This is a genomic window from Pseudomonas sp. R3.Fl (assembly GCF_023516765.1).
GTDB lineage: Bacteria > Pseudomonadota > Gammaproteobacteria > Pseudomonadales > Pseudomonadaceae > Pseudomonas > Pseudomonas citronellolis.
Window position 1 is genome coordinate 7,263,071 of record NZ_JAMGSO010000001.1, and the last position, 20,719, is coordinate 7,283,789.

The following is a 20,719-nucleotide window of genomic DNA, read 5'->3' on the forward strand; positions in this document are numbered from 1 at the left end:
GAAAAAGGTGTCATGGCGGATGAAAAAATTTTCGGGGGTCGTTGGGGCGGCGTAGCGGCGGGGTTCAGGCGGGCTCCAGGGTCACCCAGTAGCGCGTCAGGCTGCTGACCTTCAGCGGCAGCATGTCGGCCAGCAGGCGCAGGCCGGCGTCGTCGTTGCCCAGGGGGATGGCGCCGCTGACGCGCAGCCCGGCCAGTTGGGGCGCGCAGCGCAGCACGCCGTTGCGGTAGCGGCCCAGTTCGGCCAGCAGGGCGTCCAGGCGCATGTCCTGGGCCAGCAGCATGCCGTTTTCCCAGCTGCTGGCATTGGCGTCCGCCGTCTGCACGGCCTGCAGGGCGCTGGCGCTGAACAGCAGCTGCTGACCGGCCTCGACCTGGCGGCGCGCGGCGGTAGCGAAGGGTTCCACGGCGACGCTGCCTTCGAGCACGGCCACCCGGCACGCCTCGCCCAGGTCGCGCACGGCGAAGCGCGCGCCGGCGGTGCGCAGCAGGCCCTGGCGGCTTTCCACCAGGAACGGCCGCGGCGCGGGCGCCGGGTCGGCGTGGGTGGCGACGAGGATTTCGCCGTCGAGCAGGCGCAGGCGGCGTTCCCGCGGGCTGAAGCGGATGTCCACGGCGCTGCCGGTGTTGAGCGTCAGCAGGCTGCCGTCGGGCAGTTGCACGCGCTTTCGCTCGCCGGTGGCGGTGCGCTGGTCGGCGCTCCATTCGGCCCAGGGCAGCTGGCGCGCGCCCAGCCAGGCCGCGGGCGCCACCGCCAGCAGCAGGCCCAGGCGGTTGAGCATCTGCCGCCGGCTCAGGCCGCGTTCGCCGAGGCGTTGCAGGCTCTGCCGGCCCGTGCCCGGCGGCAGCTGCTGCAGGCCGCCGAGCAGGCTTTCGGCGCGGCGCCAGGCTTCGGCGTGCTGCGCGCTGCGTCCGCGCCATTGCTCGATGGATTGCTCGATGGCCCGCAGGTCGGCGGCGCTGGCCGGGCGTTCGCCCAGGCGCACCAGCCAGTCGGCGGCTTCGCCGAGGATGCGTGGGTCCAGCGTCTGCTCGTGCATCAGGCCAAGCTCAGGCAGGCGATGAAGGCCGCGCGCATGTAGCGCTTGACGGTCGCCAGGGACAGGCCCAGGCGCTCGGCGATGGCCGGGTAGGTGAGGCCGTCCAGCTGCGCGAGCAGGAAGGCTTCGCGGGTGAGGGCGGGCAGTTCGCCCAGCGCCGCATCGATGCACTCCAGGGTTTCCAGGATCAGTTCGCGGGCTTCCGGGCCGGGGGCCAGTTCCTCGGGCAGCGCGGAGAGGGCTTCGAGGTAGGCGCGTTCCAGTTCCTGGCGGCGCCAGCGGTCCACCAGCAGGCCCTTGGCGATGTGGGTGAGCAGGGCGCGCGGGCGATCGCCGACGTCGCTCAGCGGCCGGCGCAGCAGGCGCAGGAAGGTGTCCTGGGCCAGGTCGGCGGCATCCCAGGCGTTGCCCAGGCGGCCGCGCAGCCATTGCTGCAGCCAGCCGTGGTGGCGTTCGTAGAGGGTGTGCAGGTGCTGGTCGGCGGAGGGTTCGGCGAATGCCACGGTGTCGTGCGCCAGATGATCATTTGCGAATGACTCTCATTTTATGTCGGTTCAGTCGCGCGATGCAATGCCGCGATGCCGCAGCCGGTCGGCGCATGTGCCGGGCGCCGTCATCGGCACTGGAATTGCCGCGCAGACGCGCTACCTTGAGCCTGTCCCGAATGCATAATTCGAGGGTTTGCCTTCTTCGGCGGACGGCTTTGCCGTTCGCGGTCGAAACCTCAAGTCATCCAGCAGAAACGGAGCACATCATGGCTCGCACCACGCCCATCGAGCTTTATCGCAACATCGGCATAGTCGCGCACGTGGACGCCGGCAAGACCACCACCACCGAGCGCATCCTGTTCTACACCGGGGTCAACCACAAGATGGGCGAGGTGCACGACGGGGCGGCGACCATGGACTGGATGGTGCAGGAGCAGGAGCGCGGCATCACCATCACCTCGGCGGCCACCACCGCCTTCTGGCAGGGCTCGACCAAGCAGTACCCGCACAAGTACCGCTTCAACATCATCGACACCCCCGGCCACGTCGACTTCACCATCGAGGTGGAGCGCTCGCTGCGCGTGCTCGACGGCGCCGTGGTGGTGTTCAGCGGCGCCGACGGCGTCGAGCCGCAGTCCGAGACGGTGTGGCGCCAGGCCAACAAGTACCACGTGCCGCGCCTGGCCTACGTGAACAAGATGGACCGCCAGGGCGCCGACTTCCTGCGCGTGGTCGAGCAGATCAAGCGGCGCCTGGGCCACAACCCGGTGCCGATCCAGCTGGCCATCGGCGCGGAGGAGAACTTCAACGGGCAGATCGACCTGGTGAAGATGAAGGCCATCTACTGGAACGACGACGACCAGGGCACCAGCTACCGCGAGGAGCCCATCCCCGCCGAACTGCAGGCGCTGGCCGAGGAGTGGCGCGCGCACATGATCGAGGCCGCCGCCGAGGCCAACGACGAGCTGATGAACAAGTACCTCGAGGGCCAGGAGCTGAGCCTGGAGGAGATCAAGGCCGGCCTGCGCCAGCGCACCCTGGCCAACGAGATCGTCCCGGCGGTGCTGGGTTCCTCGTTCAAGAACAAGGGCGTGCCGCTGGTGCTGGATGCGGTGATCGACTATCTGCCGGCGCCCTCGGAAATCCCGGCGATCAACGGCACCCACCCGGACGACGAGGAGAAGCACGACGAGCGCCACGCCGACGACAGCGAGCCGTTCTCCTCGCTGGCCTTCAAGATCGCCACCGACCCCTTCGTCGGCACCCTGACCTTCACCCGCGTCTACTCGGGTGTGCTGAGCAGCGGCGACGCGGTGCTCAACTCGGTGAAGGGCAAGAAGGAGCGCGTCGGGCGGATGGTGCAGATGCACGCCAACCAGCGCGAGGAGATCAAGGAAGTGCGCGCCGGCGACATCGCCGCGCTGATCGGCATGAAGGACGTCACCACCGGCGACACCCTGTGCGCCATCGACAAGCCGATCATCCTCGAACGCATGGACTTCCCCGACCCGGTGATCTCGGTGGCGGTGGAGCCCAGGACCAAGGCCGACCAGGAGAAGATGGGCATCGCCCTGTCCAAGCTGGCCCAGGAGGACCCTTCGTTCCGCGTGAAGACCGACGAGGAGACCGGGCAGACCATCATCTCCGGCATGGGCGAGCTGCACCTGGACATCATCGTCGACCGCATGCGCCGCGAGTTCAACGTCGAGGCCAACATCGGCAAGCCGCAGGTGGCCTACCGCGAGGCGATCCGCCGCAAGTGCGAGATCGAGGGCAAGTTCGTCCGCCAGTCCGGCGGGCGCGGCCAGTTCGGCCATTGCTGGATCCGCTTCGAGCCGGGCGACGAGGGCAAGGACGGCCTGGAGTTCCACAACGAGGTGGTCGGCGGGGTGATCCCGCGGGAGTTCATTCCGGCGATCCAGAAGGGCATCGAGGAACAGATGCACAACGGCGTGCTCGCCGGCTACCCGCTGATCGGTCTGAAGGCCACGGTGTACGACGGCTCGTACCACGACGTCGACTCCAGCGAGATGGCCTTCAAGATCGCCGCCTCCATGGCTACCAAGCAGCTCTCGCAGAAGGGCGGCGCAGTGCTGCTGGAGCCGGTGATGAAGGTCGAGGTGGTGACCCCCGAGGACTACATGGGCGACGTGATGGGCGACCTGAACCGCCGCCGCGGCCTGATCCAGGGCATGGAAGACACCCCGGCGGGCAAGGTGATCCGCGCCGAGGTGCCGCTGGGCGAGATGTTCGGCTACGCCACCGACGTGCGTTCCATGTCCCAGGGGCGCGCCAGCTATTCCATGGAGTTCACCAAGTACGCCGAGGCGCCGGCGAATATCGCCGATGCCATCGTGAAGAAGAACAACGGGTGAGGTTTGGGGGGTGAAGAACGGCGCCCGAGGGCGCCGTTTTTCATTGGGGCGGGATGCGGTGCCTCATGGTGACTGCGATTCGCGCGCCGGGGTGCTCTTTGTAGGAGCGAGGGGGACGCCCAGTTCTTGCTCGCGAACAGACGTGGTGCTATGCGGTTCGCGAGCAAGCTCGCTCCTACGAGAAGCCGTGCCTCCCGGGGACTGTAGGAGCAGGCCCTGCCTGCGAATCGCGCGCAGGGCGCGCTCCTACAGGGGCGTGGTGCGGGCGGGTTGCCGGCCGCGCCGGGGTGCTCTTTGTAGGAGCGAGCTTGCTCGCGAACAGACGCGGTGCCATGCGGTTCGCGAGCAAGCTCGCTCCTACGAGAAGCTGTGCTTCCCGGGGGACTGTAGGAGCAGGCCCTGCCTGCGAATCGCGCGCAGGGCGCGCTCCTACAGGGGCGTGGTGCTGGCGGGTTGCAGGCTGCGCCGGGGCGCTCTTCGTAGGAGCGAGCTTGCTCGCGAACAGACGCGGTGCCATGCGGTTCGCGAGCAAGCTCGCTCCTACGAGAAGCCGTGCTTCCCAGAGGACTGTAGGAGCAGGCCCTGCCTGCGAATCGCGCGCAGGGCGCGCTCCTACATGCATGGGAATGGTGTGGGTGGGTTTGCAGGCCGCGCCGGGGTGCTCTTTGTAGGAGCGAGCTTGCTCGCGAACAGACGCGGTGCCATGCAGTTCGCGAGCAAGCTCGCTCCTACGAGAAGCCGTGCCTCCCGGGGGACTGTAGGAGCAGGCCCTGCCTGCGAATCGCGCGCAGGGCGCGCTCCTACAGGGGCGTGGTGTGGGTGGGGCGGCGTAGGAGCGGATCTTATCCGCGATCCGCGCCGGAACGTCCGGCTATCGCGGACAAGGTCCGCTCCTACGGGGGAGGGGCGTACCTTACAGCCGCGCCATCAGGACCGATACAGCATCGGCCTGCGCAGCCGCAGGTAGCTGTAGCCCTCGCGGACCATGGCTATGCGTTCCGGCTCGAGATCGGCGATCAGCAGTTCCCCGGCCTGTTTCGCCCGGGCTATCACCTGGCCGTCCGGGGCCACCACGCAGCTCAGGCCGCAGTATTCCAGCTCGCCTTCGCTGCCCTGGAAGTTGGCGTAGGCGAGGAACACCTGGTTCTCGTAGGCGCGGGTGGGCACCAGCACCTGGCAGACGAACTCATAGGGGTGCATGTTGGCCGTTGGCACCAGCACCAGGTCGGCGCCGGCCAGGGCCAGGGTGCGCACGGCCTCGGGGAACTCGACGTCGAAGCAGATCAGCAGGCCGAGCTTCCAGCCGTCCAGCTCGACGATCGCCGGCGGCTCGTCCGAGGGGCTGAACTGGTCGCGGTCGAGGTCGCCGTACAGGTGCGTCTTGCGGTAGTTGGCGCGGCGCTCGCCGCGGCGGTCGATCAGCTGCACGCTGTTGAACGGCGCGCCGGCCGGGTTGCTTTCCGGGTAGCCGTAGAGGATGCCGACGTCGAATTCCCGGGCGATCCCCGCCACCGTCTCGGCGATGGCGCCGTCGGCGGCTTCGGCCAGGGCGGCGACGCGTTCGGCGCCGATGTTGTAGCCGCTGGCGTACATTTCCGGGCAGACCAGCAGGTCCGCGCTCTGGGCGGCCGCGCGTTGCGCGGCCTCCCGCAGCCGGCGCAGGTTGCCGGCGAGGTCGTCGGGCCCCGGGGGGCACTGGTAGAGGGCGAGGCGCATGGCGCTTCCTCCTTGGTCAGTCGGGCAGGGCCACGGGGCCCAGTTCGGCATAGCAGTCGCCGGGGCCGGGGTTGTCCGGGTGGGTGGCGCCGCCGAAGTGGTGCAGGATGCCCCACACGGCGTTCAGCGAGGTCTGTACCGCGCCTTCGACCCAGGCCGGGGTCCAGGATACATCGTCGCCGGCGATGAAGATGCCGCGCTGCTCGGCGGGCAGGTCATCCTGCATGAAGTGCGAGTACATGCGGTGGTTGTAGCGGTAGTGGCCAGGCAGGGCGCCCTTGAAGGCGCCGAGGAAATGCGGATCGGCCTCCCAGGACACGGTGATGGGGTTGCCGATCACGTGGCTGGCGATGTCCACCTTCGGGTAGACCTTCTTCAAGGCATCCAGCGCAAGCTGCACGCGCTTCTCCACCGGGTGCGGCAGCATCTTCATGGCGTCGCTCATCCAGGAGTAGGACAGGCAGATCACCCCGGGCTTGTCGTCGCCGTTGTCGAACAGGTAGGTGCCGCGGGTCAGGCGGTCGGTGAGGGTCATGCTCATGACGTCGCGGCCGGTCTGCGGGTCCTTGTCCTTCCAGAACGGCCGGTCGACCATGACGAAGGTCTTCGACGACTGCATGTAGCGGGTGCGGTCCAGGGCCATCCACATCTTCTGCGAGAACAGCGCTTCCTCGCATTCGATCTGGGTGGTCAGCAGCCAGCTCTGGCAGGTGGTCAGCACCGCGGCGTATTCGCGGGTGTCGCCCCAGTAGTCGGTGACCGCCAGGTTGCCGCTGGCGGCGCGGGCGATCTTCTTCACCCCCGGGCGTGGCGCGCCGTTGTGCAGCTTCGCCAGGGAGGTGCCGGCCGGCCAGTGCGCGCAGCGCTCCGGCGCGTGGTTCCAGATGCCGCGCGGCACCTGCTCGACGCCGCCGACCACCAGGTGCTGGTGGTCGTCGCAGTTGGTCATCACCACGCGGAAGATTTCCAGCATCGAGTTGGGGAAGTCCGAGTCCCAGCCGCCGGTGCCGAAGCCGACCTGACCGAAGATTTCGCGGTGGTGGAAGGACAGGCGCGAGAAGGCCTTGGAGGTGGCGACGAAGTCATAGAAGGTGCGGTCGTCCCACAGCGGCACCAGTTCGTCCCACAGCGCCTTGAGCTTGACGGTGTCGCGCGCGCGGATGGCGTCCTGGATCTCGGAGAAGCGCGCGCCGTCCTCCAGGGCGTCGGCCCAGGCCTGGGCGACCTCGCGGAAGATCTGCGGCAGGTCGTCGATCTTCTCCGCGTAGTGGCTGGTGCCTTCCAGGTCCACCACGGTGCTGCCGGAGGCCGGCGTCAGCGGGTTGGGGAAGGGCCTGGTCTCAAGGCCCAGCTTGTCCACGTAGTGGTAGAAGGCCGTGCTGGAGACCGGGAAGCGCATGCCGCCCAGTTCTGCGATGACGCCCTCGGCGCCCTCGAAGGGCTCCGAACGCAGCCGGCCGCCCAGCTTCGAGGCCTCGTAGACCACCGGCTTCAGGCCCAGCTTCATCAGTTCGTAGGCCGCCACCAGCCCGGCGATGCCCGCCCCGACGATGGCCACTTCCTGGCCATGGTTGTGCGCCGGGATGCTGCCCAGGCCCGCCGGGTGCTCCAGCCAGTCGTCGAAGGCGAAGGGGAAGTCCGGGCCGAAGATGGTCACCGGTTGCTTGCCGGGGGTATGGGGGTGGCGGTTGTTGTGCATTTATCTCTCCCAAGGGTTCTGGCGTGCCTGGCCCTTGTTCCAGCATTGCCCAGGCAGGTGTCTCTTGCACCGCCGCACGCGCTCCGCGGCCAGCCTTCCGATGGATGGCGGGCACGCGGAGAGGGCAAGCCTGGCCAGGCTTGTCGGCCGGCCCTGGCGGGCCGGCGCTGGTGCACATGGTGGCAAAGCCGGTCGTTGAAATGAATCCGCCAATCTGCAAAATGACGGAGCTATTCCAGGCAATTCAACCAATGGATTCGACAAAATGACGAGAAATGCCGATGCGGCCCTGCTCAACCTCCTGCGCGCCAATGCCCGCGAGTCGGTTTCCGAACTGGCGCGCAAGCTCGGGGTGTCGCGCTCCACGGTGCAAAGCCGGATCGAGCGCCTGGAGCAGCAGGGCATCATCAGCGGCTATTCGATCAAGGTGGCCGACAGCTACGCGCAGTCGCTGGTGCGCGCCCATGTGCTGGTGACGGCGCTGCCCAAGCTGTCGCATCAGGTGGTGCAGGCGCTGGAGAAGATTCCCGAGGTGAAGACGCTGCACTCGGTGAGCGGCCAGTTCGACATGATCGCCATCGTCGAGGCCCTGTCGATCCGCGACCTGGACGCCTTGCTCGACCGCATCGGCGCGCTCGACGGGGTGGAGCGCACCATGTCGTCGATCATTCTCTCCACCCGCATCGACCGCTAGGGCCGCAATGGACTCCCGCTATTGCCCGGCATTGGCTATTCGGCGGCTCCGCCGCGGCGGCTAAGGTATCTGCATTCCCGCAACCGGCGGGCGCCACTGGAGAGAACCATGAGTGTACGTATCGAATGGGCCGGACAGTCCCCCAGCGCCTACAAGGCCATGCTCGGCCTGGAGCAGGCGCTGGCGAAGTCCGGCCTGGACAATGGCCTGCTCGAACTGATCCGCCTGCGCGCCTCGCAGATCAACGGCTGCGCCTACTGCGTGAACATGCACGCCGACGACGCGCGCAAGGCCGGCGAGAGCGAGGCGCGCCTGCAGACCCTCGGCGTCTGGCGCGAGACGAACTTCTTCAGCGCCCGCGAGCGCGCCGTGCTGGCCTGGGTGGAAAGCCTCACCCTGCTGGCCGAGAAGCACGCCCCGCAGGCGCAGTTCGACGCCCTGCGCGAACACTTCAGCGACACCGAGATCGTCGACCTGACCCTGGCCATCGCCACCATCAACGCTTGGAACCGCTTCGGCGTCGGCATGGCCATGGTGCCCTGAGCGGCCGGCTGCGGGCTCTCGTCATCCGGAAAAGACGATTTTCCGACGCGAGGTGAGTGGAAAGGGCATGAAGGAGGGCTTTCCCAGAGGCTTTCGGCATAAGTCAATAGGCCGGAACGGGCTGCTGAGATCGTTTCGGCATCGGCCTTATAGGAAAACGGTCAATGGGCGCGTCAAGATATTGCTAGCTTTACAACTTGGAGCGCCAAGTTTCTGTTTTATAAAGTTTTTCAAAAAAATGGCGCCAAGGAAGGGAGCATGCTCGAAGTAGCGTCGAAACGGCGTCGCCTGCTGGTGGTCGATCCCTGCGATGACTGCCAGCGATTATTGCCCGGGCTCCGGGCAGCAGGGTGGGAGGTAGACAGTTGCGGACTCGACGTCGCGAGCGAACGCAACTGCGACGTCGGCCTGCTGCGTCTGCATCCGCAACACCTGGAGCGCCCGGAGTCGGTGAAGGACCTCATCACCCGCAGCGGCACCGAGTGGATCGCGGTGCTCAGCCCGGACGCGTTGCCCATCCAGGAGGTGGGCGATTTCGTCTGCGAATGGTTCTTCGATTTCCATACCCTGCCGTTCGACGTGGCGCGGGTGCAGGTCACCCTCGGCCGCGCCTTCGGCATGGCGCGCCTGCGCGGGCGCGGCGGCACCTACCACAGCGTGGAGCACCAGCACGAACTGCTCGGCGAGAGCCGTTCGATGCAGGAGCTGCGCCGCCTGCTGGCGAAGTTCGCGCCCACCGAGTCGCCGGTGCTGATCCGTGGCGAGAGCGGCACCGGCAAGGAGCTGGTGGCGCGCACCCTGCACCGCCAGTCGCGGCGGGCCAACCGGCCGTTCATCGCGATCAACTGCGGGGCGATTCCCGAGCACCTGATCCAGTCCGAGCTGTTCGGCCACGAGAAGGGCGCCTTCACCGGCGCGCACCAGCGCAAGATCGGCCGCTTCGAGCAGGCCAACGGTGGCACCCTGTTCCTCGACGAGATCGGCGACCTGCCCCTGGAACTGCAGGCCAACCTGCTGCGGGTGCTGCAGGAGAAGCAGATCGAGCGCGTCGGCGGCAGCCAGCCGATCGCCGTGGACGTGCGCGTGCTGGCGGCCACCCACCTGGACCTGGAGAACGCCATCCGCACCGGCGGCTTCCGCGAGGACCTGTACTACCGCCTGAACGTGCTGCAGGTGTCCACCCTGCCGCTGCGCGAGCGCAATGGCGACCTGGCGCTGCTGGCCAACCATTTCGCCCACCTTTATAGCGTCGAGACCGGCCGCCGCCCGCGGCGCTTCAGCGACGACGCCCTGGCGGCGATGGCCGAACACGCCTGGCCGGGCAACGTGCGCGAGCTGGCCAACCGTGTGCGCCGTGGCCTGGTGCTGGCCGAGGGCAGGCAGATCGAGGCCCGCGACCTGGGCCTGGAGCGCCAGCGCGGCGGCTCCGGCAAGGTGCCGCTGGTGACCCTGGAGGAGTACAAGCTGGGCGCCGAGCGCCAGGCCATGTGCGACGCCCTGGCCCGCCACGGCGACAACCTGAGCCTGGCGGCGCGCATGCTGGGCATCTCGCGGCCGACCTTCTACCGCCTGCTGCACAAGCATCAGCTGCGCTGAGCAAGGCGCAGCAACGACAACGGCCCCGAAAGGGGCCGTTGTCGTATGCGGGGTTCAGAAGTAGTAGGGGAATTTGACGCTGAAGCTGAAGTCCGGGGCATCGGGGCTGATGCCGATGGACAGGTTCGGCACTATGGTGAGGTTGTTGCTCCAGGCGTAGGTCAGGCCCCAGTTGAAGTAGGCGGCATTGGCGTCGCTGTCGGTGATCGACTGCCAGTCGCCGCCGTCGGGCTTGAGCTTGCTCTTCTGCGCGATCAGGTCGGAGAAGGAGAACGACATGCTGGTCTTCTCGTTGAGGGCGAAGGCCACGCCGGCGCCGACCTGGAACCAGTCGCCCAGGTCCACCTTGCCGCCGAGCTTGGTGCCCTGCTGCGGGCTGATGTCGCTGAAGTCGCGCTCGAAGTTGTGGGTGTAGCTCAGGCTGGCGAACAGCACCGCCGGGTCCACGGTCTTGACCAGCGAGATGCCCGGGGTGACGGACCAGACGCCGTTGCCGGTGGGCAGGTCGTCGGGCACGTTGAGGCTGTCGTTGTCCGGCGCGCGGACCAGCTTGATGCCGTACGGGTCCTTGCCGGTGGGGGCTTTGACCCGCAGGCTGAACACCGCGTCCGGGCGCGACTCGGTCTCGTCCATGAACTTGTAGGCGATGCCGAAGTTGACGTCGCCCAGGGTCGGGTCGCGGTCGACCTTCTCGTCGGTGGACTGCGCGGTGGAGTTGCCGGCGCCGGCCGAGGAGTAGGTGCTCTCGCGGTAGACCACGGGCACGTTGATGTCGAACTGCCAACGGTTGTTCCAGTTGTAGCGGCCGGTCAGGTCCAGGGTCCAGTTGTCGGCCTTGATGTTGTCCACGCCGATGTTGCCCAGGAAGATGGTGTCCAGCGCCAGGAAGCCGTTGAGGATCAGCTGCTTGGTGTCGTAGTGGGTGTAGGTCAGGCCCGTCTCGAAGCTGAAGGCGCCGTTGCCGAAGAAGCCGCTGGCCTCGTCGTAGAGGTTCTCCACGCTCTTGGGCGGGTTGTTGCTGTCGTCCTTGAGCGATTCGCCGTAGGAACTGCCGGTGCCCGGCGGCGTCGGCTTGTTGGTGGCAGTGACCAGGCGTTTGGGCTGCGCCGGGGTCGCCGCCGGCTGTTCCTCTACCTGGCGAACCCGCTGCTCCAGCACCATGAGCGCTTTCTGTTGCGACTCGTAGCGTTGCTTGAGCTCGATGAGTTCCTGTTTCAGAGCCTCCACCTCGGCCTCCGTCGCAGCATGGACGAAGGCCGAGGGGAGCAAAGCGGATACACAGATTGCGGTGCGAAGCGTGAGCGATCGGTGCATGGCGCGCTATCCCTATCTTTATCGTTTGGGCACTACTTCCGCCACTGAGCGTAGATCACATTCCCATGGATCGCAGGCCCTTGAGCTGGTCGAGATTGCAATCCAGCGCTCCGACGGAAGGTGCGTTGTTACGCAGGACCACGTTCAGCTGGGTAAGGTTGTTGACCAGGTTGCTGCTACCCAGCAGGTTGGTGGCCTGCACCAGGCCGCCGGCCCCCAGTTGCTGGAGGCTCGAGCCTTGGCCGTTGGCATTGATCGCCAACTGGATGTTCCCCCTGCCGGGGGACACGGTGACGGTGCCGGCGCCGTTGCTGGCGCTGACCGTGCCGTTCAGGGGCGTGCCCTGGTTGCTTGCGGCGGGCGCCTGGTCGGCTTCGCTCACGTTGATGCCGACGTTGTTGTAGGCGGTGTTGTAGTCACCCGCCGAGCGTGCGCTCTGGGTGACGCCCTGGGTCTGGTTGAGCCCCGCGCCACCGACGATGCTGCCGGTCGCGGCCGAGGGTGTGCCGCCGTTGCCGGTTTCCTTGGTGGTGGTGACGTAGAACTGCGGTTTGATGGTGGATTCCTGGATCTGCATGCTCACCTTGGCGCCGATGTTGTCGCCGACGGCGTTCTTCCAGGTACTGCTCATGACGATGCCGAAGCTGATGATGCGCCCGGGCATGACGTAGCGGCCGCGCAATTGGGCCAGCTCCTGGTCGTGCAGCTCGATCGGCCGGAAAATCTCGGAGGCCTGGATCGGCAGGCTGGCCACCAGGCAGGCGGTGGCGAGCAGCGGAATGGTTCTCATCGTTCGCTCCCCGAGAGGATCCCACCTCTCGTTATCGTTTGGCTCACAGGAAGTCGCTCTGGATGAATCCGAAATCCATGAGCTCCGCGTCCTTGACGGGGCGGAAGGTATCGAGGCGGTTCTTCGCGGTCAGGGGTTCCGGCGGGCTCATCAGGGCGTTGGCCCTGTCGTAGCCGGGGCCGATGATGGCGAAGATGATGCCGTTCCAGCCCTTGAGAAAATCTTCTTCCGTGTAGCGCTTGTGGCCGAGCACGGGGTCGCCCACGTAGACGTAGCCGTTGTGCGTGCGCTGCAGCACGACGAAATGCTTGTAGCCACGCACGTCCAGCAGCACGATCACTGGAATGGTCAGCTTCTCCAGGGAGGAGACCGGGATGCGGTAGCCGCGGGCCCGCATGCCGATGCTTTCCAGGTAGGTCTTCATGTCCAGCATGGAGAAGCCCTGGGTACGCACCAGTTGGGGGTCGGCCTTGACCAGCATGCCGCGGATGACGAACTCCTCGTCGACGTCGAGGTTGTAGCCGGTGCGCAGGATGGTGGCCAGGGCGGCGGCGCCGCAGCTGAAGTCGGTCTTCTGCTCCACCAGGTTGCTGAAGCGACGTTCGCGGATGCTCTCCACATGCTTATAGGCCAGCGTGCCCCCGGGCAGTATGGCGAAGGGCAGCTGCGCGGCCTGGAGCAGGCCGGAGCAGAGTGCGAGGAGCAGGAAAGCGAGCGTGCGCATGATCGTGACGCCTATGCCAGCGCTGAGAAAGGGGAGGCTCCGTTGCCGGAGCCTCCAGGTACAGCACGGTGTCGCTTAGAAGCCAGTGACTGCGCCAGTGCTTACGCAAGCCTGGCAACCGGCGGCGATGGACAGCGAGTTGCTCTGTTGGTTGCCGACGCCGGCAGCAACGTTCACACCTACGTTACCCGACACGCCGTTGAGCGAGTTGTTGATGGAGGCGTTGTTCACGACCGGGTCCTTCCAGCCGGTGGGAACCAGGACCTGATAGGTAGCCTGGCCACGCAGATCGATGGTGCCCGACTCGCTGAAGTACAGCGGATCCTTGTCCACCTTGTCGTGGCCCTTGCCTTTGTTGTCATAGCCGCCGTGATGACCACCTTTCTCCGGGTCATCCAGCACTACGCCCGAGCCATGGCCCTGATAGGTGCCATGAGCGTAGAAGCTGGACTTGAGGGTCTTGGTGTCGAAGGTGGCGATGCCCAGGTTGGCTACGTTGTTGCCGCTGGAGGTCTGGCTGGCGCCGCTGCTGGCACCGGCCAGGCGCCCACCGGAAACGGCGGCGGCCATGTCGTTTTTCTGTTGGTTGTAGTTGCCGGCGGCGATGTTGATGCCGACGTTGCCCGAGGCGCCGTTGGCCGAGCTGTTCAGAGCGGCGTTGTTGGCGGTGGAGAAGTTCCAGGCAGTGTTGCTGGTGTTGGTCTGGGTCACCGAGGTGGCCGCATAGGCGGAACCGAAGATGAACTGTTCATCCGCGGTGGCCAGCGCAGCGGCATTGGCCTGCTGGTTCATGTCGCCAGCGGCGACGTTGGCCCCGACGTTGCCCGAAGCGCCGCCCAGGGAGTTGCTGACACCTGCGGTGTTCTTGGTCCCCTGGTTGATGACGTTGTTGCTGTAGCTGGACTGGCTATCGATGACGGTAGCGCTGGCACCGGCCGGAATCCGCGGATCCTTGTACGGATCGTACTGCTGTTGGCCATGGTGGTTGTCGTGATCATGGCCGTGACGGGGGCCGCGATCATTGCCTGCGTAAACACTTACAGCCATGACTGCCGTAACAGCGAAAACCAGAGGCTTGAGGGCCATTGTAGGTTTCATGGTGTATCTCCTTGCATTTAGTGTGCTTAGTGTTTCTGGTTGTTGGCGTGGGTCAATCTGCGACCCGGATGCTCAAGGTATTGGCAATGCGATTGCCGATACCGGCACTCTGGCTCACCTGGACCACCCCCCGGCTGCCGGCGAATGCCTGGTCGCTGGTGACGACCTGCCGACTGCCCATGGTGGAACCGGCTGGGCCGGAGTTCTGGGACAACGTGATGTTCTGCTGGGACAGCACGTTGTCGTCGACGCTCTGAGGCACCGCGGTGACGCTGATGCTCATGGCGTTGACCTGTTGGTTGGCGGTACCGGCGGCCTGGTTCACGCCCAGGGCGCCGCTGCCGTTGGAGAATGAGTTGCCGGTGATCGAGGCCTTGGCGGCCTGGCTCGGGTCGGCGGTGGTGATGACGGTCTGATGGAACTGGGTGCTGGCGCCGCCGCTGGTGCCGATGGCGATGGCGCGGCCGTTGGCCTGTTGCTGCTCGTCGCCGGCGGCCTGGTTGACGCTGGCCACGCCGTTGTAGCTGCGCCCGGCGTTGTCGATGCTGGCGTTGTTCACCAGCTGCGGGTCGGCGGCGAAGGCGCTGGTGCAGCAGAGCAGGGCGAGAAGGGTCAGGCGTGCTTTCATGTCAGCGATCTCCCGTCAGCATGCGCAGCGGCGACAGGCCTTGCTGCACGGTGCGATTGACCGAGTTGGAGATGCCGGCGCCACTGCCGCCGCCGCCACCCAGGCTGCCGGACTGCAGCGTCTGGTTGGCGCCGTTGTCCATGCCCACCAGGTTGCCGCCCGGGAGAATCCGCTGGGACAGGCTCGAACCGCTGGTGACGCGGGCGAACTCGGCGTCATCCAGTTCGGCGTTGCCGACCTGGCGGTTGATCTGGGCGGAGATGTTCGGATTGACGGTGATCGGATTCGGATCGGGCACCATGGTCGGGCGGGTGGCGACCCGTGGCTGTACGGTGCGCTGGATGACGATGGTGCCGTCACCCGCTTGAACCGTTGACGGCAACGCAGCAGCGGTCATGCAGGCGAGGGAGGCGAGCAGTCCGACGATCCTTGAGTCGATGTTCCCCATGATGGCGATCCCTTCTGGTGCGCTGTGCCCTAAACAGCAGTACCGGGATGGAGCAGAAGCCGTGCCGCTTTTGCTTATCGCTTGAAATTCATGGGCTTACGAATGACTGTCAGAAACCCCTGAGAGAAACCTGTTTCGCCGTTGAGACAGAAGGGCGGGTGGCCATCCCCACCAAAAGTGGGGCAAGTGCTCTGGAATGGGGCTTTGCGTATAGGCGTATCAGCGCTGAAACAGTTTTCCGTGATGCCATCGATGTCTGCGTCATTCCTGAGGCTTGGCGGCCTGCGGCTGTTTCAGAGGTGATACATGATGGCCAGGAAAGCCTGCTTTTGGTACGAATGTGCACGTTTTATTTCAAGGGCTTAGCGACGGGAATGGAAGTGTTAAGGGAATGATCGCCGGGGCCGGGTGTCTCATCCCACCGCCTGCTTGCGGCCATGGCCGGACGCTGGATGGCGTGGATGCGAGAAATTTTCGTTACACACTGACCCGCGGCAGCGCAATGCAGTAGCATGCCCAGCCTTTCGTCGGGCCCCACAGCGGGTGCTCGACGGTTGCACGGAAAAACAGAAGAACACGAAAAGAAATGCGCCTTCGGGGGAAGCAGTATGGAGTTTTGGAGTGCCTTTCAGGCGTTCGTCCTGGGAGTGGTCGAGGGGCTGACCGAGTTCCTGCCGGTGTCCAGCACCGGACACCAGATCATAGTCGCCGACCTGCTGGGGTTCGTCGGTGAGCGGGCACAGGCCTTCAACATCATCATCCAGCTGGCCGCCATCCTGGCGGTGGTCTGGGAGTTCCGCGGCAAGATCCTCGAGGTCATCTGCGGCCTGCCCAGCCAGCCTCGCGCACAGCGTTTCACCATCAACCTGCTGGTCGCCTTCTTCCCCGCCGTGGTGCTGGGCGTGGCCTTCGCCGACCTGATCCACCACTACCTGTTCAACCCCATCACGGTGGCGGCGGCGCTGGTGGTCGGCGGGGTGGTCATGCTCTGGGCGGAAAAGCGCGAGCACCGCATCCGCGCCGAGAGCGTCGACGACATGACCTGGAAGGACGCCCTGAAGGTCGGTTGCGCCCAGTGCCTGGCGCTGGTCCCCGGCACTTCGCGTTCCGGCGCCACCATCATCGGCGGCCTGCTGTTCGGCCTGTCGCGCAAGGCGGCCACGGAGTTCTCCTTCTTCCTGGCCATGCCGACCATGGTCGGCGCCGCCGTCTATTCCGGCTACAAGTACCGCGACCTGTTCCAGCCCAGCGACCTGCCGGTGTTCGCCGTGGGCTTCGTCACCTCCTTCATCTTCGCCATGATCGCCGTGCGCGGGCTGCTGAAGTTCATCGCCAACCACAGCTACGCGATGTTCGCCTGGTACCGCATCGGCTTCGGCCTGCTGATCCTGGCGACCTGGCAGTTCAGCCTGATCGACTGGAGCAGCGCCGCTCCCTGAGGCCGCGCGGATGAACATGGAAAAGGACGGCGTCATCAGCCGCTGGGACGACGACAAGGGCTTCGGTTTCATCCGCCCGCGCGCCGGCGGCGAGGAACTCTTCCTGCACATCTCGGCATTCCGCGGCGACCGCCGGCCCCAGGCCGGCGATGCGGTGCGCTTCGTCGCAGGTTCCGATCGCCAGGGCCGCCCGCGCGCCGAACATGCGCGCCTGGCCGGGCTGGCCGTGGACCTGCCCGAGATCCGCCGCAAGCCGGCGGCGCCTGCCACCCGCGCCAAGGTCCGCAGCGGCCGGCAGATCGCCGAGCCGTCCCGGCCGAACGGCTGGGGCAGGGCGCTGGGCTGGCTCGCCGCCTTGCTGCTGTTGCCTGCGGTCGGCGCCGGCCGCCTGCTGCTCGCCGGCGCCGCACCCTGGTGGCTGCTGGCCTACCCGCTGTTCAGCCTGGTCGCCTTCTTCGCCTACTGGCGCGACAAACGCAGCGCCGAGCAGGGCGCCTGGCGCACGCCGGAACAGACCCTGCACCTGCTGGAACTGCTGGGCGGCTGGCCAGGCGCCTTCCTGGCCCAGCGCCTGCTGCGCCACAAGACGCGCAAGCCCAGCTACCAGTTGGTGTTCTGGGCGATAGTGCTGCTGCACCAGGTGTTCTGGCTGGACCGCCTGTTCGGTGGTGTGCTGCTGGCGCGGGTACTGCCGGCGTTCTGAGCCGCCTTATAGCGGTTCGTCGCTGCGGCCGAAGCCCTCGGCCAGGTAATCGATCAGCGCCCGTACCGCCGGCAGCAGCCCGCGCCGGTGCGGGTACACCGCCTGGAGGAAGGCCGCCGGTTCCTGCCAGTCGGGCAGCACCCGCACCAGTTGGCCGCTGGCCAGTTCTTCCAGGCAGTAATAGAGGGGCAGGGTGGTGATGCCCAGGCCGGCCAGCGCCACGTTCTTGCGCAGGTTGAAGTCTTCCGCGGCCAGGCGCGCCTCCAGGGCCAGTTCGCGGACTTCGCCGCCGGGGCCGTGCAACTGCAGGTGCACCTTGCGGTCGTTGCCGATAGCGCCCAGCACCGGCAGCCCGGCCAGGTCGTCCGGGCCCTGCAACCGGCGGCCGCGCAGCAGCTCCGGTGTGGCCACCAGCACTGCCGCGGCCGGGCGCAGGCGGCGGGTGACCAGCGACGGGTCCTCGTCGCCGGGGGCGCGCACGCGCAGCGCCACGTCCACGCCTTCGTTGACCAGGTCGACGCGCCTGTTGGTCAGCAGCAGCTCCAGGTTGACCTGCGGATAGCCGGCGAGAAAGCCCGGCAGCATGGCGTTGAGCGACGTCTCGGCCATCGCCACCGGGCAGGACAGGCGCACCCGCCCGCGGGGCTCGGCGCTGAGCTGGGCGACCACCTCGTCGGCCATCTCCGCCTCCACCAGCATCGCCTGGCAGTGCCGGTAGTAGCGCTCACCGATGTCGGTGAGCGCCAGCTTGCGCGTGGTGCGCTGCAGCAGGCGCGCGTTCAGGCGCGCCTCCAGTTCGGCGATGCGCCGCGACAACCGCGACTTCGGCAGCCCCAGTTCGCGGCCCGCGGCGGCGAAGCCACCGGCTTCCACCACCTTGGCGAAATAGAAGAGATCGTTGAGGTCCTGCATGGGATTGTCCTGCTGGTGGGACGATTCATCGCATTTTTGCCGACTTATCGCTCATTGGCTACATGCGTAGCATCCGTCCCATCGCTTTCTACCCCCATTCACAGGAGCCACCCCATGAAACTTCTGCACATCGATTCCAGCATCCTCGGCGACGCCTCCGCCTCCCGCCAGCTCAGCCAGGAAGTGGTCCAGGCCTGGGCCGCCGCCGAGCCGGGCGTACAGGTGACCTACCGTGACCTGGCCGCCGACGCCATCAGCCACCTGTCCGCCGCCAGCCTGGTCGCCGCCGGCACCCCGGCGGAACTGCGCGACGCCGCGCAGAAGCACGAAGCCGCCCTGGGCGAGAACAGCATCGAGGAATTCCTCGCCGCCGACGCCATCGTCATCGGCGCGCCCATGTACAACTTCACCGTGCCCAGCCAGCTGAAGGCCTGGATCGACCGCATCGCCGTGGCCGGCAAGACCTTCCGCTACACCGAGAACGGCCCGCAGGGCCTGGCTGGCGGCAAGAAGGTGATCATCGTCTCCACCGCCGGCGGCCTGCACGCCGGCCAGCCGAGCGGCGCCGCCCACGAGGACTACCTGAAGCTGGTGCTGGGCTTCCTCGGCATCACCGACATCGAAGTGATCCGCGCCGAGGGCCTGGCCTACGGCGAGGAACCGCGCGCCAACGCCATCAAGGGCGCCCGCGCGGAGATCGCCTCGGCCTTCGCCAGCGCCTGATTCGCTGCGAGTAGAGCGACGAAGCCCCGGCAGTGCCGGGGCTTCGTGCTTTCAGGGCGTGCGCGCCGGCCGCCACAGGCCGACCTTGCGCGCCTTCGCCTCCTGTTCCTCGAAGTTGTACTGGGCGCGCTCTTCCTCGCCCTGGGGATCGTCCACCCGCCAGCGCGCCATGCCCACGGCGAGCTGCGCGCGGCCGACATCCAGGGTATGCCCGCAACCCGGACAGTCCGCGGGCTCCACCCACACCGCGGCGCTGAGCGCACCGGCGGCTTCCTCGCGCGGCAACACCAGGGTGGCGTTGCGGCCTTCGGCCAGGCGCCGCAGGTTGTCCAGCGAAGCCTGGGCATAGGGTTCGCCGGCCCTGGGCGCTTCGATGCCGCGCAGACGCACATCGACGCTGCGCTCGGCCAGGCGGCAGGTCAGGCGATCGCCGCTGGTGACGGCGGTGATCTGGCAGGGGCCGTCGGTCTGAGCGAGGGCGGGGAGGGCGAGGGCGAGGAGCAGGGCGGGATAAAGCGGTCGCATGGAGCCTCCTGAGGGTGTCGTTGCAGGATAGCGTCGCAGGGGGGCTGTGTCGTCGAATGGTCCGGTGCGGTTGGTGGGGCGATCGCGGACGGAGTCCGCTCCTACCGCATGAGTGAGCATGGCTTTTCGTAGGATGGTGTTGAGCGAAGCGATACCCATCACCGCAACCGCATGGGTTTCGCAAGCTCAACCCATCCTACGAAGAGCGCCCCGGTGCGGCCCGCAAGACAGTTGCTCCTACGACCGTGCTTTCCTGGAGCCGTTCGCCTGCGGTTTGCGCATTGTGGTTCAGGGAGCCTGGTGATTGCGCTTCATGCCGAACGGTTCCCTCTCTCGCTTGCGGGGGAGGGTTAGGGAGGGGGAGCGGAGTACAGGGGGGCGGCGGTGGGCGGAGTCCGTCCCCTCACCCCAGCCCTCTCCCAGAGGGAGAGGGGCCGTTTGGCGTGGGGGGATGACACAGTGTTAGCCGGCAGGTTCGTAGGGCGTATAACCGTTCGCGGTTATACGCCGTTGGCCGGAGCGCCGATGCCCTTCATGGAACTGTAGGAGCGAGCTTGCTCGCGAATGGGATTTCCCGGTGGTGTAGGTGCTGGGTTCAAGAGCGCCCTCTCCCCAACCCTCGGCTGCGCGCCCCGCCCTGAAGGGAGAGGGGGCTGTTCGGAGTGGGGGGAGAATCCTGAGTCATCCTGGGACGCCTAACCATCCCCCGTCATTCCCGCGAACGCGGGAACCCAGAGACTGCGGGGTTCGCGAGCAAGCTCGCTCCTACGAAGAGCAAAAGCGCGTTTGCTCTGGCTTTGGCTCCTGGATTTCCAGAGAAACCTCCGTGCACTCCGAAACGCCCCTTCAGAAGGCCGAACGAAACCCCCGCTCAGGAGGTCATGCGACATGGATGTCGCGAGAGCCCCGCGGGCTACAGGGACGTACCCTCGGGGCGGGCCTCCGTGGCGGGGGAATTCGTGAGGGTAGCCCGGCTTTATCGGGCCCGTATGTTGGGGCAAGCCTTTTTGGTTCCTTTTGTGGCGTTTGACAAAAGGGACTCGCCCGAGGGGGCGAAACAAAAAATCTCCGCAGACTCGGTGCGGCGCGTTACACCGAGCCCAACCCAAAAGTCTCTGGGTTCCCGCGTTCGCGGGAATGACAGGGGTGAGGATCGGAGCGCGGAACAAAGGTTCGCGAGCAAGCTCGCTCCTACAACCTTGCGTAAGTCATTCAACCTCGCGTAAGTCATTCCCGACAGATTCGCTCGGACAAGTTCATGCTAG

At 66.7% G+C, this 20,719-nt stretch carries 20 protein-coding genes; 8 read left to right on the top strand and 12 right to left on the bottom strand.

Annotation, left to right across the window (positions count from 1 at the left end):
* Positions 1-64 precede the first annotated feature (64 nt).
* Entirely contained in the window at positions 65-1,039 is a 975-nt protein-coding gene (locus M8R19_RS32045) for a FecR domain-containing protein (RefSeq protein WP_249920016.1), read from the bottom strand.
* On the bottom strand, positions 1,039-1,542 hold the full coding sequence (locus tag M8R19_RS32050) for a sigma-70 family RNA polymerase sigma factor (protein ID WP_249920017.1): 504 nt from the start codon (positions 1,540-1,542) through the stop codon (positions 1,039-1,041). Before M8R19_RS32050 ends, M8R19_RS32045 begins: the two co-directional genes overlap by 1 nt.
* Positions 1,543-1,793: 251 nt before the next feature.
* On the opposite strand from M8R19_RS32050, the gene fusA reads away from it, so the two are divergent.
* The gene (fusA, locus tag M8R19_RS32055; protein ID WP_116424429.1) at positions 1,794-3,902 is read left to right on the top strand and encodes an elongation factor G; all 2,109 of its coding nucleotides are present in this window, start codon (positions 1,794-1,796) and stop codon (positions 3,900-3,902) included.
* 927 nt (positions 3,903-4,829) lie between these two features.
* Here fusA and M8R19_RS32060 read toward each other — a convergent pair.
* Both M8R19_RS32060 and M8R19_RS32065 read right to left on the bottom strand, forming a co-directional pair.
* Positions 4,830-5,618 (bottom strand): carbon-nitrogen hydrolase family protein, encoded by a 789-nt coding sequence (locus M8R19_RS32060; protein WP_249920018.1) that lies wholly within the window; start codon positions 5,616-5,618, stop codon positions 4,830-4,832.
* A gap of 16 nt (positions 5,619-5,634) precedes the next feature.
* A complete protein-coding gene (locus tag M8R19_RS32065) occupies positions 5,635-7,317 on the bottom strand; it encodes a flavin monoamine oxidase family protein (protein ID WP_249920019.1) in 1,683 nt (560 codons plus the stop codon).
* 265 nt (positions 7,318-7,582) lie between these two features.
* Between M8R19_RS32065 and M8R19_RS32070 the strand changes: the two genes are divergently transcribed.
* From M8R19_RS32070 to M8R19_RS32080, 3 genes are all read left to right on the top strand, one after another.
* Positions 7,583-8,011, top strand: a complete 429-nt coding sequence (locus M8R19_RS32070; protein WP_064583129.1) for an Lrp/AsnC family transcriptional regulator — start codon at positions 7,583-7,585, stop codon at positions 8,009-8,011.
* 108 nt (positions 8,012-8,119) lie between these two features.
* Positions 8,120-8,554, top strand: a complete 435-nt coding sequence (locus M8R19_RS32075; RefSeq protein ID WP_074980918.1) for a carboxymuconolactone decarboxylase family protein — start codon at positions 8,120-8,122, stop codon at positions 8,552-8,554.
* Between the two features lie 258 nt (positions 8,555-8,812).
* Positions 8,813-10,150, top strand: a complete 1,338-nt coding sequence (locus M8R19_RS32080; protein WP_249920020.1) for a sigma-54 dependent transcriptional regulator — start codon at positions 8,813-8,815, stop codon at positions 10,148-10,150.
* Positions 10,151-10,204: 54 nt separating this feature from the next.
* Here the strand turns inward: M8R19_RS32080 and fapF are convergent, their stop codons facing one another.
* The 6 genes from fapF to fapA all read right to left on the bottom strand — a co-directional run bounded on the left by fapF (position 10,205) and on the right by fapA (position 15,152).
* Positions 10,205-11,464 carry a fibril amyloid transporter FapF gene (fapF, locus tag M8R19_RS32085; protein ID WP_249920021.1) on the bottom strand — a complete coding sequence of 420 codons (1,260 nt, stop codon included), beginning with the start codon at positions 11,462-11,464 and terminating at the stop codon, positions 10,205-10,207.
* Positions 11,465-11,519: 55 nt separating this feature from the next.
* The gene (gene fapE, locus M8R19_RS32090) at positions 11,520-12,254 is read right to left on the bottom strand and encodes a fibril amyloid subunit FapE (protein ID WP_074980917.1); all 735 of its coding nucleotides are present in this window, start codon (positions 12,252-12,254) and stop codon (positions 11,520-11,522) included.
* A 43-nt stretch (positions 12,255-12,297) separates the two neighbouring features.
* Complete coding sequence (gene fapD, locus M8R19_RS32095) at positions 12,298-12,978, bottom strand: fibril amyloid maturation endopeptidase FapD (RefSeq protein WP_074980916.1); 681 nt, start codon at positions 12,976-12,978, stop codon at positions 12,298-12,300.
* Between the two features lie 75 nt (positions 12,979-13,053).
* Entirely contained in the window at positions 13,054-14,076 is a 1,023-nt protein-coding gene (gene fapC / locus M8R19_RS32100) for an amyloid-like fimbrin subunit FapC (RefSeq protein ID WP_116424434.1), read from the bottom strand.
* A 52-nt stretch (positions 14,077-14,128) separates the two neighbouring features.
* Positions 14,129-14,704 carry a fibril amyloid subunit FapB gene (gene fapB / locus M8R19_RS32105; RefSeq protein WP_116424435.1) on the bottom strand — a complete coding sequence of 192 codons (576 nt, stop codon included), beginning with the start codon at positions 14,702-14,704 and terminating at the stop codon, positions 14,129-14,131.
* A gap of 1 nt (position 14,705) precedes the next feature.
* Positions 14,706-15,152 carry a functional amyloid chaperone FapA gene (gene fapA / locus M8R19_RS32110; protein WP_074980913.1) on the bottom strand — a complete coding sequence of 149 codons (447 nt, stop codon included), beginning with the start codon at positions 15,150-15,152 and terminating at the stop codon, positions 14,706-14,708.
* Between the two features lie 47 nt (positions 15,153-15,199).
* Here fapA and M8R19_RS32115 point away from each other — a divergent pair, with 47 nt between their 5' ends.
* The 3 genes from M8R19_RS32115 to M8R19_RS32125 all read left to right on the top strand — a co-directional run bounded on the left by M8R19_RS32115 (position 15,200) and on the right by M8R19_RS32125 (position 17,294).
* A complete protein-coding gene (locus M8R19_RS32115; protein WP_135499776.1) occupies positions 15,200-15,547 on the top strand; it encodes a hypothetical protein in 348 nt (115 codons plus the stop codon).
* A 213-nt stretch (positions 15,548-15,760) separates the two neighbouring features.
* Positions 15,761-16,591 carry an undecaprenyl-diphosphate phosphatase gene (locus M8R19_RS32120; RefSeq protein ID WP_074980912.1) on the top strand — a complete coding sequence of 277 codons (831 nt, stop codon included), beginning with the start codon at positions 15,761-15,763 and terminating at the stop codon, positions 16,589-16,591.
* Positions 16,592-16,607: 16 nt separating this feature from the next.
* Positions 16,608-17,294 carry a DUF1294 domain-containing protein gene (locus M8R19_RS32125; protein ID WP_181926013.1) on the top strand — a complete coding sequence of 229 codons (687 nt, stop codon included), beginning with the start codon at positions 16,608-16,610 and terminating at the stop codon, positions 17,292-17,294.
* Positions 17,295-17,300: 6 nt separating this feature from the next.
* Here the strand turns inward: M8R19_RS32125 and M8R19_RS32130 are convergent, their stop codons facing one another.
* On the bottom strand, positions 17,301-18,206 hold the full coding sequence (locus M8R19_RS32130) for a LysR substrate-binding domain-containing protein (protein WP_249920022.1): 906 nt from the start codon (positions 18,204-18,206) through the stop codon (positions 17,301-17,303).
* 114 nt (positions 18,207-18,320) lie between these two features.
* On the opposite strand from M8R19_RS32130, the gene M8R19_RS32135 reads away from it, so the two are divergent.
* On the top strand, positions 18,321-18,929 hold the full coding sequence (locus tag M8R19_RS32135; protein ID WP_009621819.1) for an FMN-dependent NADH-azoreductase: 609 nt from the start codon (positions 18,321-18,323) through the stop codon (positions 18,927-18,929).
* A 51-nt stretch (positions 18,930-18,980) separates the two neighbouring features.
* Here M8R19_RS32135 and M8R19_RS32140 read toward each other — a convergent pair whose 3' ends face one another.
* The gene (locus M8R19_RS32140) at positions 18,981-19,454 is read right to left on the bottom strand and encodes a thermonuclease family protein (protein ID WP_249920023.1); all 474 of its coding nucleotides are present in this window, start codon (positions 19,452-19,454) and stop codon (positions 18,981-18,983) included.
* Positions 19,455-20,719: the final 1,265 nt, after the last annotated feature.

Coding starts and splice junctions, on each gene's coding strand:
- M8R19_RS32130 (WP_249920022.1), bottom strand. CDS start 18,206: ATGCAGGACCTCAACGATCTCTTCTATTTCGCCAAGGTGGTGGAAGCC.
- M8R19_RS32125 (WP_181926013.1), top strand. CDS start 16,608: ATGGAAAAGGACGGCGTCATCAGCCGCTGGGACGACGACAAGGGCTTC.
- M8R19_RS32045 (WP_249920016.1), bottom strand. CDS start 1,039: ATGCACGAGCAGACGCTGGACCCACGCATCCTCGGCGAAGCCGCCGAC.
- fapE (WP_074980917.1), bottom strand. CDS start 12,254: ATGAGAACCATTCCGCTGCTCGCCACCGCCTGCCTGGTGGCCAGCCTG.
- M8R19_RS32075 (WP_074980918.1), top strand. CDS start 8,120: ATGAGTGTACGTATCGAATGGGCCGGACAGTCCCCCAGCGCCTACAAG.
- M8R19_RS32070 (WP_064583129.1), top strand. CDS start 7,583: ATGACGAGAAATGCCGATGCGGCCCTGCTCAACCTCCTGCGCGCCAAT.
- fapB (WP_116424435.1), bottom strand. CDS start 14,704: ATGAAAGCACGCCTGACCCTTCTCGCCCTGCTCTGCTGCACCAGCGCC.
- fapD (WP_074980916.1), bottom strand. CDS start 12,978: ATGCGCACGCTCGCTTTCCTGCTCCTCGCACTCTGCTCCGGCCTGCTC.
- fusA (WP_116424429.1), top strand. CDS start 1,794: ATGGCTCGCACCACGCCCATCGAGCTTTATCGCAACATCGGCATAGTC.
- M8R19_RS32065 (WP_249920019.1), bottom strand. CDS start 7,317: ATGCACAACAACCGCCACCCCCATACCCCCGGCAAGCAACCGGTGACC.
- fapA (WP_074980913.1), bottom strand. CDS start 15,152: ATGGGGAACATCGACTCAAGGATCGTCGGACTGCTCGCCTCCCTCGCC.
- fapF (WP_249920021.1), bottom strand. CDS start 11,464: ATGCACCGATCGCTCACGCTTCGCACCGCAATCTGTGTATCCGCTTTG.
- M8R19_RS32060 (WP_249920018.1), bottom strand. CDS start 5,618: ATGCGCCTCGCCCTCTACCAGTGCCCCCCGGGGCCCGACGACCTCGCC.
- M8R19_RS32135 (WP_009621819.1), top strand. CDS start 18,321: ATGAAACTTCTGCACATCGATTCCAGCATCCTCGGCGACGCCTCCGCC.
- M8R19_RS32115 (WP_135499776.1), top strand. CDS start 15,200: ATGGAGCAGAAGCCGTGCCGCTTTTGCTTATCGCTTGAAATTCATGGG.
- M8R19_RS32140 (WP_249920023.1), bottom strand. CDS start 19,454: ATGCGACCGCTTTATCCCGCCCTGCTCCTCGCCCTCGCCCTCCCCGCC.
- fapC (WP_116424434.1), bottom strand. CDS start 14,076: ATGAAACCTACAATGGCCCTCAAGCCTCTGGTTTTCGCTGTTACGGCA.
- M8R19_RS32120 (WP_074980912.1), top strand. CDS start 15,761: ATGGAGTTTTGGAGTGCCTTTCAGGCGTTCGTCCTGGGAGTGGTCGAG.
- M8R19_RS32080 (WP_249920020.1), top strand. CDS start 8,813: ATGCTCGAAGTAGCGTCGAAACGGCGTCGCCTGCTGGTGGTCGATCCC.